Annotated in this window: 16 protein-coding genes; 8 read left to right on the top strand and 8 right to left on the bottom strand. The window is 48.5% G+C overall.

Annotated features, from left to right (window positions below):
- Window positions 1-135 precede the first annotated feature (135 nt).
- A complete protein-coding gene (locus ACYVK4_RS18350; protein ID WP_461128976.1) occupies window positions 136-900 on the top strand; it encodes a DUF4197 domain-containing protein in 765 nt (254 codons plus the stop codon).
- 89 nt (window positions 901-989) lie between these two features.
- Here ACYVK4_RS18350 and ACYVK4_RS18345 read toward each other — a convergent pair whose 3' ends face one another.
- On the bottom strand, window positions 990-1,391 hold the full coding sequence (locus ACYVK4_RS18345) for a group III truncated hemoglobin (protein ID WP_461128975.1): 402 nt from the start codon (window positions 1,389-1,391) through the stop codon (window positions 990-992).
- A gap of 29 nt (window positions 1,392-1,420) precedes the next feature.
- Window positions 1,421-1,768, bottom strand: a complete 348-nt coding sequence (locus tag ACYVK4_RS18340) for an ArsC family reductase (protein WP_461128974.1) — start codon at window positions 1,766-1,768, stop codon at window positions 1,421-1,423.
- A gap of 117 nt (window positions 1,769-1,885) precedes the next feature.
- Between ACYVK4_RS18340 and gldC the strand changes: the two genes are divergently transcribed.
- From gldC to fucP, 3 genes are all read left to right on the top strand, one after another.
- A complete protein-coding gene (gene gldC / locus ACYVK4_RS18335) occupies window positions 1,886-2,239 on the top strand; it encodes a gliding motility protein GldC (protein WP_461128973.1) in 354 nt (117 codons plus the stop codon).
- 69 nt (window positions 2,240-2,308) lie between these two features.
- Window positions 2,309-3,499 (top strand): thioredoxin family protein, encoded by a 1,191-nt coding sequence (locus tag ACYVK4_RS18330; RefSeq protein ID WP_461128972.1) that lies wholly within the window; start codon window positions 2,309-2,311, stop codon window positions 3,497-3,499.
- Between the two features lie 189 nt (window positions 3,500-3,688).
- The gene (fucP, locus tag ACYVK4_RS18325) at window positions 3,689-4,936 is read left to right on the top strand and encodes an L-fucose:H+ symporter permease (RefSeq protein WP_461128971.1); all 1,248 of its coding nucleotides are present in this window, start codon (window positions 3,689-3,691) and stop codon (window positions 4,934-4,936) included.
- A 69-nt stretch (window positions 4,937-5,005) separates the two neighbouring features.
- Here fucP and ACYVK4_RS18320 read toward each other — a convergent pair whose 3' ends face one another.
- On the bottom strand, window positions 5,006-5,743 hold the full coding sequence (locus ACYVK4_RS18320) for a nuclear transport factor 2 family protein (RefSeq protein ID WP_461128970.1): 738 nt from the start codon (window positions 5,741-5,743) through the stop codon (window positions 5,006-5,008).
- A gap of 339 nt (window positions 5,744-6,082) precedes the next feature.
- A complete protein-coding gene (locus tag ACYVK4_RS18315; protein WP_461128969.1) occupies window positions 6,083-6,952 on the bottom strand; it encodes a mechanosensitive ion channel family protein in 870 nt (289 codons plus the stop codon).
- Window positions 6,953-7,057: 105 nt separating this feature from the next.
- On the opposite strand from ACYVK4_RS18315, the gene ACYVK4_RS18310 reads away from it, so the two are divergent.
- Entirely contained in the window at window positions 7,058-8,239 is a 1,182-nt protein-coding gene (locus ACYVK4_RS18310; RefSeq protein WP_461128968.1) for a cysteine desulfurase family protein, read from the top strand.
- Between the two features lie 69 nt (window positions 8,240-8,308).
- Here ACYVK4_RS18310 and ACYVK4_RS18305 read toward each other — a convergent pair whose 3' ends face one another.
- The 3 genes from ACYVK4_RS18305 to ACYVK4_RS18295 form a co-directional block, all read right to left on the bottom strand.
- Window positions 8,309-8,698, bottom strand: coding sequence for a VOC family protein (locus ACYVK4_RS18305; RefSeq protein WP_461128967.1), 390 nt, complete (start codon window positions 8,696-8,698; stop codon window positions 8,309-8,311).
- A gap of 63 nt (window positions 8,699-8,761) precedes the next feature.
- The gene (locus ACYVK4_RS18300; protein ID WP_461128966.1) at window positions 8,762-10,078 is read right to left on the bottom strand and encodes a TlpA family protein disulfide reductase; all 1,317 of its coding nucleotides are present in this window, start codon (window positions 10,076-10,078) and stop codon (window positions 8,762-8,764) included.
- Window positions 10,079-10,380: 302 nt separating this feature from the next.
- Window positions 10,381-10,983, bottom strand: a complete 603-nt coding sequence (locus ACYVK4_RS18295; RefSeq protein ID WP_461128965.1) for an NAD(P)H-dependent oxidoreductase — start codon at window positions 10,981-10,983, stop codon at window positions 10,381-10,383.
- A 133-nt stretch (window positions 10,984-11,116) separates the two neighbouring features.
- Between ACYVK4_RS18295 and ACYVK4_RS18290 the strand changes: the two genes are divergently transcribed.
- Window positions 11,117-11,434 (top strand): hypothetical protein, encoded by a 318-nt coding sequence (locus ACYVK4_RS18290; RefSeq protein WP_461128964.1) that lies wholly within the window; start codon window positions 11,117-11,119, stop codon window positions 11,432-11,434.
- A gap of 8 nt (window positions 11,435-11,442) precedes the next feature.
- On the opposite strand, the gene ACYVK4_RS18285 is transcribed toward ACYVK4_RS18290, so the two are convergent.
- Window positions 11,443-12,564: a trans-sulfuration enzyme family protein gene (locus ACYVK4_RS18285; RefSeq protein ID WP_461128963.1), complete on the bottom strand. Its 1,122-nt coding sequence runs from the start codon at window positions 12,562-12,564 to the stop codon at window positions 11,443-11,445.
- A 162-nt stretch (window positions 12,565-12,726) separates the two neighbouring features.
- Between ACYVK4_RS18285 and ACYVK4_RS18280 the strand changes: the two genes are divergently transcribed.
- Both ACYVK4_RS18280 and ACYVK4_RS18275 read left to right on the top strand, forming a co-directional pair.
- Entirely contained in the window at window positions 12,727-14,373 is a 1,647-nt protein-coding gene (locus ACYVK4_RS18280) for a DUF1800 domain-containing protein (RefSeq protein WP_461128962.1), read from the top strand.
- Between the two features lie 60 nt (window positions 14,374-14,433).
- Complete coding sequence (locus ACYVK4_RS18275) at window positions 14,434-15,942, top strand: DUF1501 domain-containing protein (protein ID WP_461128961.1); 1,509 nt, start codon at window positions 14,434-14,436, stop codon at window positions 15,940-15,942.
- The last annotated feature ends 46 nt before the right edge of the window (window positions 15,943-15,988 follow it).

The following is a 15,988-nucleotide window of genomic DNA, read 5'->3' as shown; positions in this document are numbered from 1 at the left end:
GTCTGCCTGTCAATGTATTCACACATTTTACGGCCTATCCATTTTACTTTAGCCATTCGGTGTTGTCAAAAGTACGAAAAAACGATTTAGAGCCATTGGCCGTTATTAAGTTGGCAACCTGAATAATTTAATCCTATGATGAAGAAAAAAGTTTTTACAGCCGCTATACTGGCTCTCCTGAGCAGCCAGATTGTTTTTGGGCAAGACACCACAAAACAACAATCGTCGGGCGGAGGCATTTTCGGTAAAGTACTCAAGGCGGTAACCACGGCCACTTCGGGTACCGCGGGTGGTTTGACGAGCAGCGATATTGCATCTGGCCTTAAAGAGGCTTTACAGGTTGGTATCAGCAAAGGGTCTGACCAGGCGTCGGCTGTAAACGGATATTTTAAAAACCCTTTACTTAAGATTGCCTTTCCGCCCGAAGCGCAAAAAGTGGCCACAACCCTCCGGCAAATAGGGTTTAGCAAGCAGGTCGATCAATTCGAACTGTCGCTGAACCGGGCGGCTGAAGATGCCGCCAAAAAGGCCAAACCTGTATTTATAAAGGCGATAACATCCATGAGCATTCAGGACGCCGTTGGTATTTTGCGGGGTCAGAATGATGCCGCTACCCAGTACTTACGCCGAACGTCGGGCCAGCAACTGGTAACGGAGTTTACGCCAATTATTGACAGTACGCTGAAAAAGAACAACGCGACCAAATACTATGCTGATCTGGTCAATACGTACAACAAAGTACCTTTTGTTCAGAAAGTGAATCCAGATCTAACCCAATATGCGACCAACAAAGCCGTTGATGGGCTGTTTATTCTGGTGGCCCAGGAGGAACAGAAAATTCGGGAGAACCCGGCCGCACGGGTTACTGATCTTTTGAAGAAAGTATTTAGCAAGCAATAGGGAAGCAAGGGCAGTCCGCCGTTCCATTGGAAACCAGCGTTTGTGAGTAGGGGTAGACCTAAGCTTCACAAACGCTGGTTTCATTTTTTTTAGGATTCCATAAACGAATCATTGTTGATATACTCCAGCTTATTGTTCCACACCAGCGCAATTTGGGTAGCCCGCTGGCGAACCTGATCGGCAGCTTCGCCCGAAAAGTTCTCAGACAAAGTTGCGGTGAATAACTGCAACCACCGTTCAAAGTGCTCGATGGTGAGGGTATGCTTCTGATTGACAATCAGATGGGGTCGAAACGGATGACCGTCGTAGGCGTTGTTTCCTAAAATAAGCGATTCCCAGAAGGCATACATTTTGGGCAAATGCTTTGACCAGTCCACCTGAGCCACATCGGTGAAGATTGGTCCGATGAAGGGATCCACTTGTACCTTTTCGTAAAACGAATCAACCAGAAATCGAACGGCTTCCGGTGAATCCAGCGTTCTCTTAACCATGACAGTACTATTTAAGAGATAACCACCGCTTAGCGCGAAAACGTTTCCTCGTAGGTCGTTTCGTTAAAGCCGAGAGCAATGATCTGACCATCTTTTTCGATCAAAGGCCGACGGATAACGGATGGTTTTTCCATCATCAAAGCTACAGCACTAGCGGCATCTGTCGGTTTTTCGTTGTCGGGCAGTTTCTTCCAGGTCAGGCCTGATCGGTTCACCAGCTCTTCCCAGGGCTTTTGCGTTAACCAGTTTTGGATGGTTTTCTGATCAATTCCCTGTTTTTTATAATCGTGAAATTGATAGGTAACGGTGTGGCTGGCTAACCAAGCGCGTGCTTTTTTGACCGTGTCGCAGTTAGGAATGGCGTATAGGATATACATTGTTAAGTAGAAGTTGGGAGCGAAAATACATAAAATGTCTCTTGAGCAAGGAACGCCGGGGATGTTTGTTCATCTTGAAGTCGTGGCTTTCCGGCCGGGTTCCGTATTTTTGTATCTATGAAAAAATCAGACATTCATTTTTCGGTTGAATTAGACAACCAGAATATCCCGGAAAAAATATATTGGGAAGCTACCGACAACCCAAACGAGGGATTGAGTGATACACGGGCCATCGCGATTTCGTTGTGGGACCATTACCATAACAGTACCCTCAAAATTGACCTTTGGACAAAGGACATGGAAGTTGTGGATATGAAACGGTTTATGATCGAGATCATGAGTGGTATTGCCGATACGGCCCTGAGTGCCACCGGCGACCAGCGAATGGCCGACGATATCGAGAATACCTGCAAAGTGTTGAGTAAGCGCCTGGAGGAGGAGATCAAGCAGCAAAAGCAGCAACAGCAATAACGGATACCTATCTGGCAACTTTGGTCGTTAATTTGCTACGACGTACCTCGTAACGCCTGCTAATATTTTATGAAAAAAATCCTTCTGCTGCTGTTTGTAGCAAACATTGTTCTGGCTCAAAAGCCCGGTGGTATTCAGTTTAAAGCGACGCCAATCAACGCCGTATTTCAGGAAGCACGCCGAACGGGTAAACCTGTTTTTGTGGAAATTTATTCGCCAACCTGCCATACCTGTCAGAGTTTTATTCCAACACTGGCAGACAGTCGGGTGGGGAAGTTTTATAACACCAAGTTTTTGAGTACAAAGCTGGATATTGGCCAGAAAACGACGCAGGCGTTTATTGAAAGCCGCCATTTGTTTGTGCCCTCCCTGCCGCTGTTTTTGTATTTCGATCCTCAGCAGAATCTGATCCACTTCGCTATGAGCAACAACTCAACGGACGAAGTTATTCGGCATGGTACAAACGCACTGGACCCACAAGCAAGAAGTCAGACGATGAAATCTCGCTACCAGCAGGGGGAACGGTCGGCTAATTTTCTGATCGATTACGCCATGTATGCCCGCGTTACCCGGGATACGATGGCGAATATGTCGGCTATGAACGACTATGCCCGCCAGCAGTCGCCCGCCACATTTGCCAATCAAACCAATTGGCTGGCCTTACAAAAACTCGTGCTGGACTTCGAAAATCCCATGTTTCAGTACATGCTTGGGCACCTGGATACCTATCGCAAAGCGTATGGGGCAGAGCCAGTGTTGCAGGTAGCCGAAAACATCATTATGTCTTCGCTCTTCAGCGGACGGGGTGCGCAGTTTCCCATCAGCAAAATCATGCAGGTGCGCCAGGATCTGGTTAAAATTGGTATCGATCCGAAGATAGCGGCCAATCGAACGCTGCTGCCCGAAGTCAATGCGTACTTCCGCGCCCGCCAGACGGCCAAAGCAGTGGAACGAATGGATAATCAGGTCAATTCAAACCAGTTGTCCATTCCGGAATACATTTACATTTCCCGGCTTTTCAACCGGTCCAGCCCCGATGCAGTTGATGTGCCAACGGTAGCAAAATGGGTAAACAAAGGGCTGGCCCTGAACCCGGCTCCAAAGGAACAGGCCGATCTGTATTATGAACTGGCCGAAGCCTATCGCCGGGGGGGTAAGTCGACCGATGCTCAGCGAGCGGCCCAAAAGTCGATGGAACTGGCGCAGGCCAGCCGACTGGATACCCGCCGGAACATAGAGCAAATGGGAAAGTTGAAATAATGATCGGTTCGTCGGTTTGACGATTCAAGCCCTGGCCGAGCCCTGACGTTCCTTAATTCCTGAATGAAATTGATCCCCGTTGCCAATTGATGCCATAAGTAGGTTGATTATCGCCTGAAGCTTTGGCTAGTGCAACGGGGTTATTTTTTATAGACCTTACTCAGAAACAGACTCCATTAGACCGCAATTATGCAGCCAGCAACATCAATCCCTGATCAACCCAAAGCCGCTTTTACCGAAAGCAAATACCTTGTTACGTTAGTGTTTGTAACGTCTCTTTTCATGTTCTGGGGAGTCGCCATTACAATGGGGGATGTGCTCAACAAGCATTTTCAACACGTTCTGAGCCTGACCAAGACCCAGTCGGCCTTTGTTCAGTTTGCTATTTTCGGGGCTTATTTCGTCATGGGTATACCGGCCGGGTTGTTCATGAAACGGTTTGGCTACAAAAAAGGGGTGTTATTAGGGCTTACGCTGTTCGCTACGGGTTCGTTTTTGTTCGTTCCAGCGGCTGCGGCTGCTTCATTTCCATTTTTTGGGATAGCCCTGTTTATTCTGGGTTGTGGCATTTCTACCCTTGAAACGGTAGCTCACCCGTTTGTCGCTTCCCTTGGCGACCAGCGTACCAGTGATCAGCGTATTAACTTCGCACAGGCCTTTAACGCCCTTGGCGCCATTATCGGGCCAGCCATTGGTTCTTATTTTCTGTTACGGAACAATACGGAAGGAAGCACCGATCTGACGTCTGTTAAGACCTTGTACATCGTTATTGGCAGTGTCATCGCTACGATTGCGATACTTTTCTCATTTGTGAAAGTACCAACTCTAACCGATCCGCATGCTATCGTGGCTGACCCTGATGCCGCGAATGTTGATGTTGAGCCGGGTAAAACCCTTTTTCAACACAAGCACTTTGTGTGGGCCGTTATCGCGCAGTTTTTCAATGTGGCGGCACAGGGTGGGACCTGGGCATTTTTCATCAACTATGGCCACGAAAAAATGGGCTTCCCCGATGCCACCGCAGGTAATTACATGATCTATTTTATGGCTCTGATGCTGGCAGGGCGATTTGCCGGTACCTTCCTGATGCGCGTTATTGCCCCCCATACATTGCTGGCTATTTTTGCCGCCTGCAACATTTTGATGTGCCTGATCGTGGCACAAAGCTTTGGATGGCCGTCGTTTATCGCGCTCATGATGCTCAATTTCTTTTTTAGCATCATGTTCCCGACCATTTTTAGCTTAGGGCTGAAAAACCTTGGCGCTCACACGCAGCAGGCCTCCTCTTTTATTTCCATGGGTGTCGTTGGTGGAGCCGTGTTTCCTTTTTTAATGGGTATGGTTGCCGAGAAAGACGTTGCCTCCGCGTATTACCTCCCAATCATCTGTTACGCCGTTATTTTCCTCTTTGGGGCTAAGTTCTATAAAGTTAAATAGGGTAGTGCCGACCGTCCTGGTCGGGTGGAAAGCAAAAAAGTAACCACCCGACCGGGCCGACGATCGGTACTACATTAGCCGTTGGCTAACGCCCCACTGCTCCACGATCTTACCCTGTGTTAAACGGAATATGTCATAGAACATGGTTGGTTCCTGAGCGCTGGTCCCCTCGGATTGAACGACTACGAAATCACCTTCACCGATACTAAGCAGAATTTTTGAAATAGCCAGTTCATTAGGGTTTTGACTCAGGTAGTCCTGCAATCCATTTATCCCATTGGCGATTTCCGGCTTATGCTGGATGAGATCCCTCTCGACATAATGGGGAAGTACATCCAGTTGTCGGTCGATGAGTACCCGTTGGAAAAACCCGTTCACAATCCCTTTATTGGGCCCTGTCAAATTATTATCCTCCAGCGGCATTGGTCCGTCCATCATGGCATGGCCGTTAATCGTCCATTCGGGCTGGTCCTGAACGGCATCCCAGTGTTCGATGACTTTTCCGTTTTCGAATCGAAACAGATCGACAACAACTTTCTGTTTGCCGCCCCAGTCAAAGCTTAGGTTCGTGACCACATAATCACCTTCGGCAATAAGTCGGATGAACGGTGCTGATGTGGCTAAAGGTTTGGGCATCTGCTTCATTAGCTGAAGCGCTTCCATAATACCGACTTTGCCGGGTTTCAGCGCGAGGCTATGTTGGATATAATCTTCGGAAATAAGCTGGTCGGCAAAGTCAATATCGCCCTGATTGACCGCTCGCCGATAGAAATCCCGGATGAGTGATTTATTTATAGTTGACTGCATGTTAAGTTTTGTTTTAATGTCTTTACAGACATCGTTGGAGCACGAAACAGGACCTGTTTCGCGATGAATAGGCATAGCGTAGCCCCAATGAAATCGGGGCATTTCCTGTTTTGATACTTGAAAAGGGAGAACTTACGTGACGCCGGGCAAGTCTGGAATGTGGACTTGCCGTTGTACCCGGCATAGGAGTACATGAAGAAACCCTCACCAGGGAGTGGTCAGGCGTTTCGGATCAGGCGTGATATGTGATAAGGCGATTCGTAACGTAAAAGTATGATTTCTGCTGGATCAGCTAACGCAAACGGGGACTATTTTTACGTAGTAGTACAGGCGTATGGGTCAGTTTTCGGGTTTAGCATTGAATAGCTTCTGCTTCAGGTCAAATGTTTGAGCCGCAAAAACAATGAGAATTTGATGCTCATCGAAGGCTCGTTTCACCGCGATAATGGCTTCACTTAACGCTGCATGAGGGCTGGTCGTGGCAGGTTTAATCCAGAACCAGATCACAAATTGAACATTTGCATCGGCAAAATGACGATAATGGAATTCGACGGGGTGATCTTTTAAAACAAAGGGTAACTTGGCAACGGCCTCTCTGGCAACGGTCTGCGCCTTGGCCAGGTCATCGAGGTAAGACACACCGGCGGCCAGCTCAACACGTCGCTGTCCTGCGCGCGAAAAGTTGGTAATCGGCTTTTGAAAGACATCCTTACTGGGCAACTCCACCGTTTGCCCCTGCCCATTATCAAGGACAATGGATCGTAATTTGATATCGAGGACTTTTCCCGTAAAGCCATTCGTTTCCACGGTATCGCCCACCTGAATGGGTTGTGCCAAAGCAATCATCGTCCCCGAAATAAAGTTGGCGGTCAAATCCTGAAAGGCAAAACCCACCGCCAGCGCAATGACGCCAGCCCCCGCCAAAAGCGATGTAACTGTTTTATCAAGCCCTAAGATACCAAGCGAAACGAACAGGCCGATGGCTACGATAACCGCCTGCACAACGGCTCCTGTCAGATTCACTACCGATTGATTATTGCTCACCCGGCGAAGTCCGCTTAATAGACCTCTACTCAACCATCGGGAGAGAAACAGGAAGATGACAAATATCAGAATGGCTACGGCCAGGTCGGGTAGCAAGCGAATGGCACTGCGCAGCCAAAGCGATAGTTCAGCGTAAATAAGACCGGGAGCCTGTGAAAAATCCATTTTGTAAAGTTACAGGTGTTAAGTGAGAACGACGCGTGTTTACTTGCTGTTTCATCCGTATGGCCATTCGCCGTACCTTTGTGAAGACTTGTTACCAGACTGATGATGAAACCCACTGCTGCTGTTTACCTTGATAATGCCGCTACGACCCGGCTCGACCCGGAAGTTCTCGATGCCATGTTACCGCTCATGACGGAGCAATTCGGTAATCCATCTTCCATTCACAGCCATGGCCGGACGGTGCGGACAGCCATCGAAAAAGCCCGCAAAACGGTGGCCATGTTGCTGAATACCTCACCCGCGGAGATTTTCTTTACCTCCGGCGGAACCGAAGCGGATAATACCGCCATTCGGAGCAGTATTGAAACCTATGGCCTTACCCATGCCATTACGTCGCCCCTGGAACACCACGCTGTACTCCATACGCTGGAGCACCTGGCCAAACAGGGCGTCATACAACTGGATCTGGTAAATATAGATCAGAAAGGACATATCGATCTGGGGCATCTGGATGAGCTGTTAAGCACTCATCAAAAAACGGGTAAAGGCCGATCGCTGGTTTCGCTCATGCATGGGAATAACGAGATCGGTAACCTGCTGGATTTAAATCGGGTAGGGGAGATGTGCCGGTCGTATAACGCCATCTTTCATTCGGATACCGTACAGACGATGGGCCATTTTCGGCATAATCTGCAAACCTTACCCGTCGATTTTATTGTGGGGGCCGGGCATAAATTTCATGGCCCCAAGGGCGTTGGTTTTTTGTATGTCAACGCTGAACACGTGAAGATTAATCCGTTTGTGTATGGCGGTGCCCAGGAGCGCAATATGCGCGGTGGAACAGAAAATGTCTATGGCATCGTTGGTCTCGCCAAAGCCCTTGAAATTGCCTACCGCGATATGGAAGCCCATCGGCAGCATATCACGGATCTTAAAACAAGGATGATCGATCAGCTCCGGGCTAACATGCCGGATGTTCAGTTCAATGGCGATTCGGCCGATGTAGGCAATAGTTTATATACGGTGCTCAATGTTAGCCTGCCCGCTTCCGACATGAGTGACATGCTGTTGTTCAGCTTAGATATTGCCCGTATTTCGGCTTCGGGTGGGTCAGCCTGTTCGAGTGGGTCGAATGTCGGGTCGCACGTGCTGGCCGCCTTACCTGACTTGGACGCTGATCGGGGCTATGTTCGGTTCTCATTCGGTAAATACAATACTACCGAGGAGATCGACTATGCTGTCGATACGCTGGTTGGCTTGTATACAAAAGAAACCAAACTTGTGTAAAACTGCACCCACGGACTTCAGGCCGTGTTTAGCCTAAATTAAACACGGCCTGAAGTCTGTGGGTACGGTTTATTTGGGCTCGATCAAATCCCATAGGTTGCCGTATAAATCGGCAAAAACGGCTACCGTGCCGTATTCTTCGTCTGAAGCCTCCCGAATAATTTTGATGTTGTGCGCCTGAAGATTGTTGTAGTCCCGCCAGAAATCATCGGTGTATAAAAAAAGGAAAACACGACCTCCTGTCTGATTACCTACCCGAATTTTCTGCTCTTCATTGACGGATTTTGCCAGCAACAAGCAAAAGTCCGATACCCCCGGCGGACGCACTCTCACCCATCGTTTGGTATTACTCAAAATGGTATCTTCAACCAAAATGAAGTTGAGCTTTTTCGTATAGAAGTCAATGGCTTCGTCGTAATCATCGACAACCAGCGCGATTTGAGCAATTCGTTGATTCATGCTCAAACTTAGGGCATAGCCCTCAATTCTCCATCTGATTTAACGCATCCGTCACGCAAACAATCATCGTTTACTCAACTCCTTCAGCTTATTTCGAAGTTGAACAGGTCTTAAATTTCTGGCGATCACCACGCCATCCTGATCCAGCAGGACCGACGTTGGGTATCCTGAAATCGAATAGGCATCAATCAGCTTATTTGTCTTATCGGATAGGAACTGTGGCCACACTACTTCATTCTTCTTAAGAAAACGGGCTAACGTCTGGGGCGTATCCTGCGCGACGATACCAATAAATTCAAATTGGTCTTTGTCTAGTTCTGCATATACCTGCTTTAACGCGGGCATATCGGCTACACAGCCAGTGCACCATGTTCCCCAGAAGTCGACATAAACGTATTTACCTTTATAGTCGCTGAAGTTAATCAGGCGCTTCGTTGAAAATTCCTGAGCAGTAAACGGGCGAAATGGGTAGCCAACCTGCAGTGAGTATTGTTCTGTATCTTCATTTATCGGGTCGAGGTACAAGGTATTCGTGTACAAATCGACACCGTTGTTTCTGTACTTTACCCCACCCAACGTGACGATTTCATTGCGTTGGGTCAGTTTATCTTCAGTAACCCGCTGATGATCTGATAAGGACTCCAGCGCGACAAGCTCACAGAATTCGAAGTCTGGTCTGGTAAATCCGGATTGTATGGCCAGTGGATACTGGTCGCCATTACGACTCAGCGTTGCCTGGGCATATTGTGGAAAATTATACAGAAACTTACTCTCTTTGGTTTTGATCACCATCGGTACGGTTGCTTTAGTCACCCTGCCGTTTTGATAGATTTCGTACTGAACGATTGCCGGGTTTTTATACGAGTAAGGATCGTTGTTTTTAATCACTTCGGGGTAGATCGCCGTCTCATCGCTGAAATCCAGGTTATTGTTGGTGTCGACCATAACCGTCCATTTTCCCTTGTCTTCATCGAATCCCCTTAGTGTATACACATAGCATTTGATGGGTTTTTCGGAAAGTTTCGTAGTGTCAGGTGCCCAATTCCAGCTTTCCTGCAGAAACTTATAATGATCATCCGTAATGTTGCCCGCAAGAAAATTCTGGTAAATGAATTGGTAAGTATTAAGCCAGACCATAGCTTTATCGACATGGCTCCAGCTGGGCGGTACCCCTGTGACGGGCAAACGCAGCTTCCCCCATTTTTTTAGCTCTTCGGGGTCATTTTTATAGTCGTTTCCCAAGGCATTAAAACCCGGATGAAAAGGTCCATAACCAGGTACGAGTGTAATGGGTAGCCGCACCGGAGAGGCCTTTTCCTGCTGATGGCAGCCAAAAATAACTCCACACGTTAAGAGAAGAGAAACGATGAATGTTTTCATACAGTTGAGTCATTCAGCCATACTGGTTGGAAGATTGGTCCGCCACTACCTGGTTGGCCGTCAGTTCGGTAAACGAAGTTTTCTATAAAAAAATGGAACGCAGATGAAACGGATTGTACGGATTTGCCCAGAAAAACCTGATGGTCGGTAATCATTGCCTTAAAAGCTCGTTTGATCCGTCTCATCCACAGCCTAACCAGGTTTTAATGGAAAGCATTTTTATATGAAAACCTAAGGTTTTTGAATGAACAAAAAAAAGCCTGAAGGATTAGCTTCAGGCTTTTACATAATTCAGCGATATTTTATTTCTCTACAAGACTGGTTGCCAGCCATCGGTTGGCTACATTCAGTGTGTAGGTCAAAAAGGCTTTAACTGTCCGTTCGTAGACTTCGTGACCTGTTTCGCTAAAATGCCCGTTTTCGTCCAGATTTTTATCCGTGTCGTGCGACTCGTATAATTTCGGCGACACAATGGAATAGCTATTGGTAAAGCTGATGATCTTGTTCATCACCGTGGTCATGTCCAGCGCCGGTTGGCGACCACCCCGACCATTTGAGATGCCCACCATCGCGAAGACTTTATTATCGAACAGGTGTTTGAACGCCGGTCCACCCAGTTGGTGAATGGCATTGGTGGCCTGTGGGGGAGCGGTCCAGTTGTATTCAGGCATTGCAAATAACACGAGATCGGCGGCTTCCCAGGCAGTGGTCAACTCCTGCTGAAAGGGGGTCAGGTTATCGGCTTTTACCGATCCCTGACCAACAAATGGAATATCGTAATGCTCGAATGTAACAATCGTAACTTCATGCTGCCCTTCGTCGGCCAGAATGTGCCGGATATAATTCACAAAGCGTTGCGAATTGCTGTTTTTGCGCGATGAAGTAGAAATCAGGGTAATTTTCATGTGTTCAGCTCAATGAATATGCCTAACAAACCACCTTGTCAGGGCTTTAGTTTCCGGTTATATGGGTGTTGCCTGCAACGAATGTGGAATGAAATGGGTCTTTGCATCATATAGTTATACCATACCGATCATTATGACGAAGAGACTCTTCATCTGCTGTTGCCTGCTGACAGGTTCTGCCTTTGCGCAAGCACCAACAAAAACCGTACGGCGCGATTCGATTCCGGTAAATGGCCCAATTCCAATGCCAACTGCCCGGCAATCCAATTCCTTCTACCGGAACCCCGGAGATCCGCCTACTATCGTAAGGGCTACGGTGGACAATATGCCTGTAAAAGTGCCGGATACATCTATGAATTATACCATGCTTCGGTTGAATGAACAGCCGTTGAGGCTCAACCAACCACCTACGTTGGTTGTACCGCCTTCCTTTAAGATTTCGCCTAAATAAGGGATGATCTATTTCCTCAACGCCTGAGCCAGATCGCCGATCAGGTCTTCGGCATGTTCCAGCCCAACCGAGATTCGCAAGAGGTTCTGGGGCGTTGCTGAAGTGGGACCCTCTACGCTGGCCCGGTGCTCAATCAGGCTTTCAACACCCCCGAGGCTGGTAGCACGGGTGAATAACTTTAATTTACCTAAAAATGTCAGTGCATCAGTAGCGTCGCCCTTCACCTGTACCGATAGCATAGCACCCGGTCCGTTCATCTGCTGGTGAATCAGTGCCCGATCAGGATGATTTAGCAAGCCGGGATAATGCACTTTCTCCACCGCTGGATGCCCATCCAGGAAATCGGCAATGGCTTGCGCTGTCAGACTTTGTGCCCGTAGTCGAACGCCCAGCGTTTTGATGCCCCGGCTAACCAGCCAGCAATCAAACGGCGAGGGAACGGCACCCGATAGGCCTTGTAGCAGGCGAACCCGTTTTGCAAAGTCATTATCGTGTTTAAACACCAGGGCTCCTCCCAATACATCCGAGTGTCCACTCAGGTATTTGGTAGTTGAGTGCATCACCACATCGCAGTTTAAGTCGAGGGGGCGCTGGAGCACGGGCGTTCCCCAGGTGTTATCACACACACAAATGGCCCCGGCTTCGTGCGCCAGGCGGCTGACGGTCAAAAGGTCTGTGATTGAAAGCATGGGGTTAGATGGCGTTTCGCACCAGACGACACGGGTATTTTCATGTAAGGAGGCCTCAACAGCATCCAGATCGCGCATGTTTACCCGTGTATATGTTAGTCCCCAAGGGTGAAATACCTGTTCGAGTAGGGCAGGGGTCCCGTAGTAGGCATCAGCCGACAAAAGAACATGGTCACCAGGTCGGAGAGCCTGGAAAAGCGTCATGGCCGCAGCCTGTCCTGACCCAAATGCCATGCCAACTGCGCCCCCTTCAAGGGCAGCTATGGCTTTTTCCAGAGCTTCCCGGTTTGGATTATTGGGGCGGGCATATATATAGTTTGCGGGCAATTCATTGGCTTCGTTGCGGGCAAACGTGGTTGACAGATGAATAGGAGGGATCACGGCTCCGGTTGCGGGGTCCGACTGGTGAGTAGCGCGAAGGGCAAGGGTATCAAAATGCATAGCCAAATGACAAAGATGATTTTGGCTTTATGAACACTATTTTGGTCGGTATGATTGCAAAGAGATTCAATAACTGACGCTGAATTGCCTAAATAAACGGCTTGGGGTAAAAATGGTACAATTTTAGTAGTTCGACTGATCGGTTGCCCAACTGGCGGATCTATGTCCTCAACTCTAGCTCTATACACGTCCCCATTATCGGCTAAACAAGCCGCTCACCTACTGCGTCGAACCACATTTGGGCCAACGCAGGCCGACATAACTGCCTTTACCGGATTGACGGCTCAGGCCGCTGTGGCCCAATTAATATCGAACTCATCTTATTCGCCACCGCCACCGGTAGAACTGAATGAAACAAAAGCCAAGGTAGGCCAGCCTTATATGTTGTTGCCTTTTGATCTGGACCGCAACTATGAGCTTGGCCAGTATATGCGGTATTGGTGGCTGGCGCAAATGACTCAACAAATCCGGCCGGTAAGTTTGCTCGAAAAGCTGGCACTATTCTGGCAGAATCACTTCGTTGTAACCCAAACGGTGGTTGGCGACTATCGGTTTCTGTATCAATACATTCAACTGATTCGGGCAAATGCCCTTGGAAACTTTCGGACTTTAGTGACCAGTATGACGAAAGAACCGGCTATGCTGGTCTATCTGAACGGTGATCAAAATCAGGCGGGCAAAGCAAATGAGAACTACAGTCGGGAGTTGCAGGAGCTGTTTATGGTGGGAGCGGTAGATTTCGAGGGGAATAAGAACTATACAGAAGATGATGTAAAAGCTGCAGCTAACGTGCTGACTGGCTGGGGGCACACCAACCATAATGCCATAGGGTCGACGACGTTTACCACGACCTTCACCGATAATCTACATGACGCTACGGACAAACAGTTCTCGGCCCATTACGGCAATACCGTTATTCGGGGGAGGGCGGTTTCAAATCCGGGTACAAGTTCTGCAGGTGACGCCGAAATGAGTGAACTTGTCGAAATGCTGTTAAGGCATCCGAATTGCCCTCGCATTATCTGCCGTAAACTCTATCGCTGGTATGTAAATCCAACTGTCACGGCGGATGTTGAAACAAATATCATTATACCCCTGGCCACCTTTTTTGCCAGTCCATCCAATAATTTTGAGATTCGCCCCGTCATTGAGAAGCTCTTGACAAGCCAGGCTTTTTTTGACTCGGCTGTTATTGGGGCTATGATAAAATCACCCCTTGAACTGACAATTGGCTCGCTGCGCTTTTTCAATCAGCCCATCCCTGATCCGGTTACTGATTCTGTTGCTTTTCGGAAATACTTCGAATTCGTCTTCTATCAAACCACCGATATGCAGATGAGTCTCATTGACCAGCCTTCAGTGCTGGGCTACGATCCCTATTACCAGACGGGCTTTTCGAAACTGTGGATTAATACCAGTACCATTGGGTTGCGAGGTAATCTGACGGATGCATTCATCTGGCGATGGCTGGAAATCAAGCCTGGCTATACCATCGGCATCGACCTCGTTGCTTGGGTTACTGCCCAGCAACCGAATTTTTCGGATGTGTCGGGTACACCACCGATCACCTGTGCCGATATCCTGGCTAGTTTATTGAGAAATTTGTATATGGTCGACCTCTTTCAATCCCAGCAGGATTTTCTGATCGATACCATTATGATGCAGGGGGTGCCTCGTACCGACTGGTTATTTGAATGGAATGCCTACCGCAGAAACCCAACGGATCTGGGCAGTCGATTTACCGTGCTATGGCGGCTACAGACCCTGATGCGCTACATGCTTCGAATGGCAGAATATCAAGTTTTTTAACGGAATGCCCTTGACAGCTCGTACAGGCAAACTCTTGGGGAGGCTAATTAGATATAACGGATGAATCGTCGGGATTTTCTTTCAACGGCATCAGCCTGTTTGGCTCCGGTCATGCTCGACGGCATTGGCCTAAAAGCAATGAGCCGGCAATCAGCGCTGGTGCAATCATTATTGCAAACGTCCGCACTTAATACCGACCGCGCGTTGGTAATTATCTACCTGAATGGGGGAAACGATGGTTTGAATACCGTTATTCCGCTTGACCAGATGTCAGTCTACAATAGCCTCAGACCGAAAATTGCCATCCCGGAAAATCGCGTTCTGGCACTGAATGGGCAACCTGCCACGGGCTTTCACCCGGCCATGACAGGGTTGCAAAACCTGTTTAACGAAGGGAAATTAACGGTTTTGCACTCGGTCGCTTATCCCAATCAGGATCAGTCACACGCCCGATCCACGGACATCTGGATGACGGCCGTTGATGCCAGCCAGACATCTGTTTCAGGTTGGGCAGGTCGTTACCTCGACGATCGATTTCCGGATTATCCCGCGAGTTATCCGAATTCACAAATGGACGACCCACTGGCTATTCAGATCGGGTATATTACGTCAACGGCGTTGCTGGGAGGCCAGCAGTCTATGGCAATTGCGCTGAATGATCCCGATAATTTTTATGCCCTGGTAGGATCGGGGGAGCCGGTTTCGCCTGCCGATACCCTTCCCGGCGATGCCGGTGGACTTATCGCTTTTGTTCGGAAGCAACAGACACTGGCCGTTGGCTACGCTGGGAAGATTAAGCAGGCTGCCGAAATGGGAAAAAACCTCGCTAGCTATCCCGAACCGAGTACAAAAAATGCCCTCGCCGATCAGTTGAAAATCGTGGCCCGGCTTATTCATGGAGGTATGAAAACGAAAGTGTATTTTGTATCGATGAATGGCTTTGATACGCACTCGGCCCAGGTCGATTCGGCAGATTCGACGGCGGGAGAGCATAAGACCTTGTTAAGTAAGGTTTCGTCGGCGATCACTGCATTTCAGCGCGATCTGGCGCTGCAGGGCACGCAGGACCGGGTCGTTGGGTTAACATTCTCGGAGTTTGGCCGCCGGGCCAACGCCAATGCGTCTAACGGAACCGATCATGGAGTTGGAGCCCCGATGTTTGTTTTTGGTAGCGGAGTTAAACACCAGACCATTGGTCAAAATCCTGATCTGACCAACCTGATAGGAAACTATGGCAATAAGGATATTCCCATGCAGATTGACTTTAGGCGAGTGTATGCCGACGTGTTGACCGGTTGGTTTGGGATTGTACCCGCCAAAACGGATGCCGTGCTCTTTCGTAACTTTCCAACGGTTTCCCTATTTTCATCCGTAGTCGAAACGGTTGGTTCGGGCAACTGGCAGGATCGTACAGCCTGGAGTGTTGGCCGTGTGCCATACGCAACGGAGTTAGTGAAAGTAAACAGCGGTCATACCCTGACAATTGACAAACCAATTACGGTGAGAAACATTAAGCTGGAAGGGAAACTAAACTTTACGGGACCATATTCGATCCGGATTACCGGCTAATCGGGAAATCGTTTACCTTTATGGTGACCGTATGCAAGCATACTAG

Source organism: Spirosoma aerophilum, assembly GCF_054782495.1.
Note: the sequence above shows the minus strand (reverse complement) of the source record. Positions and strands in the feature narration are given on the sequence as shown.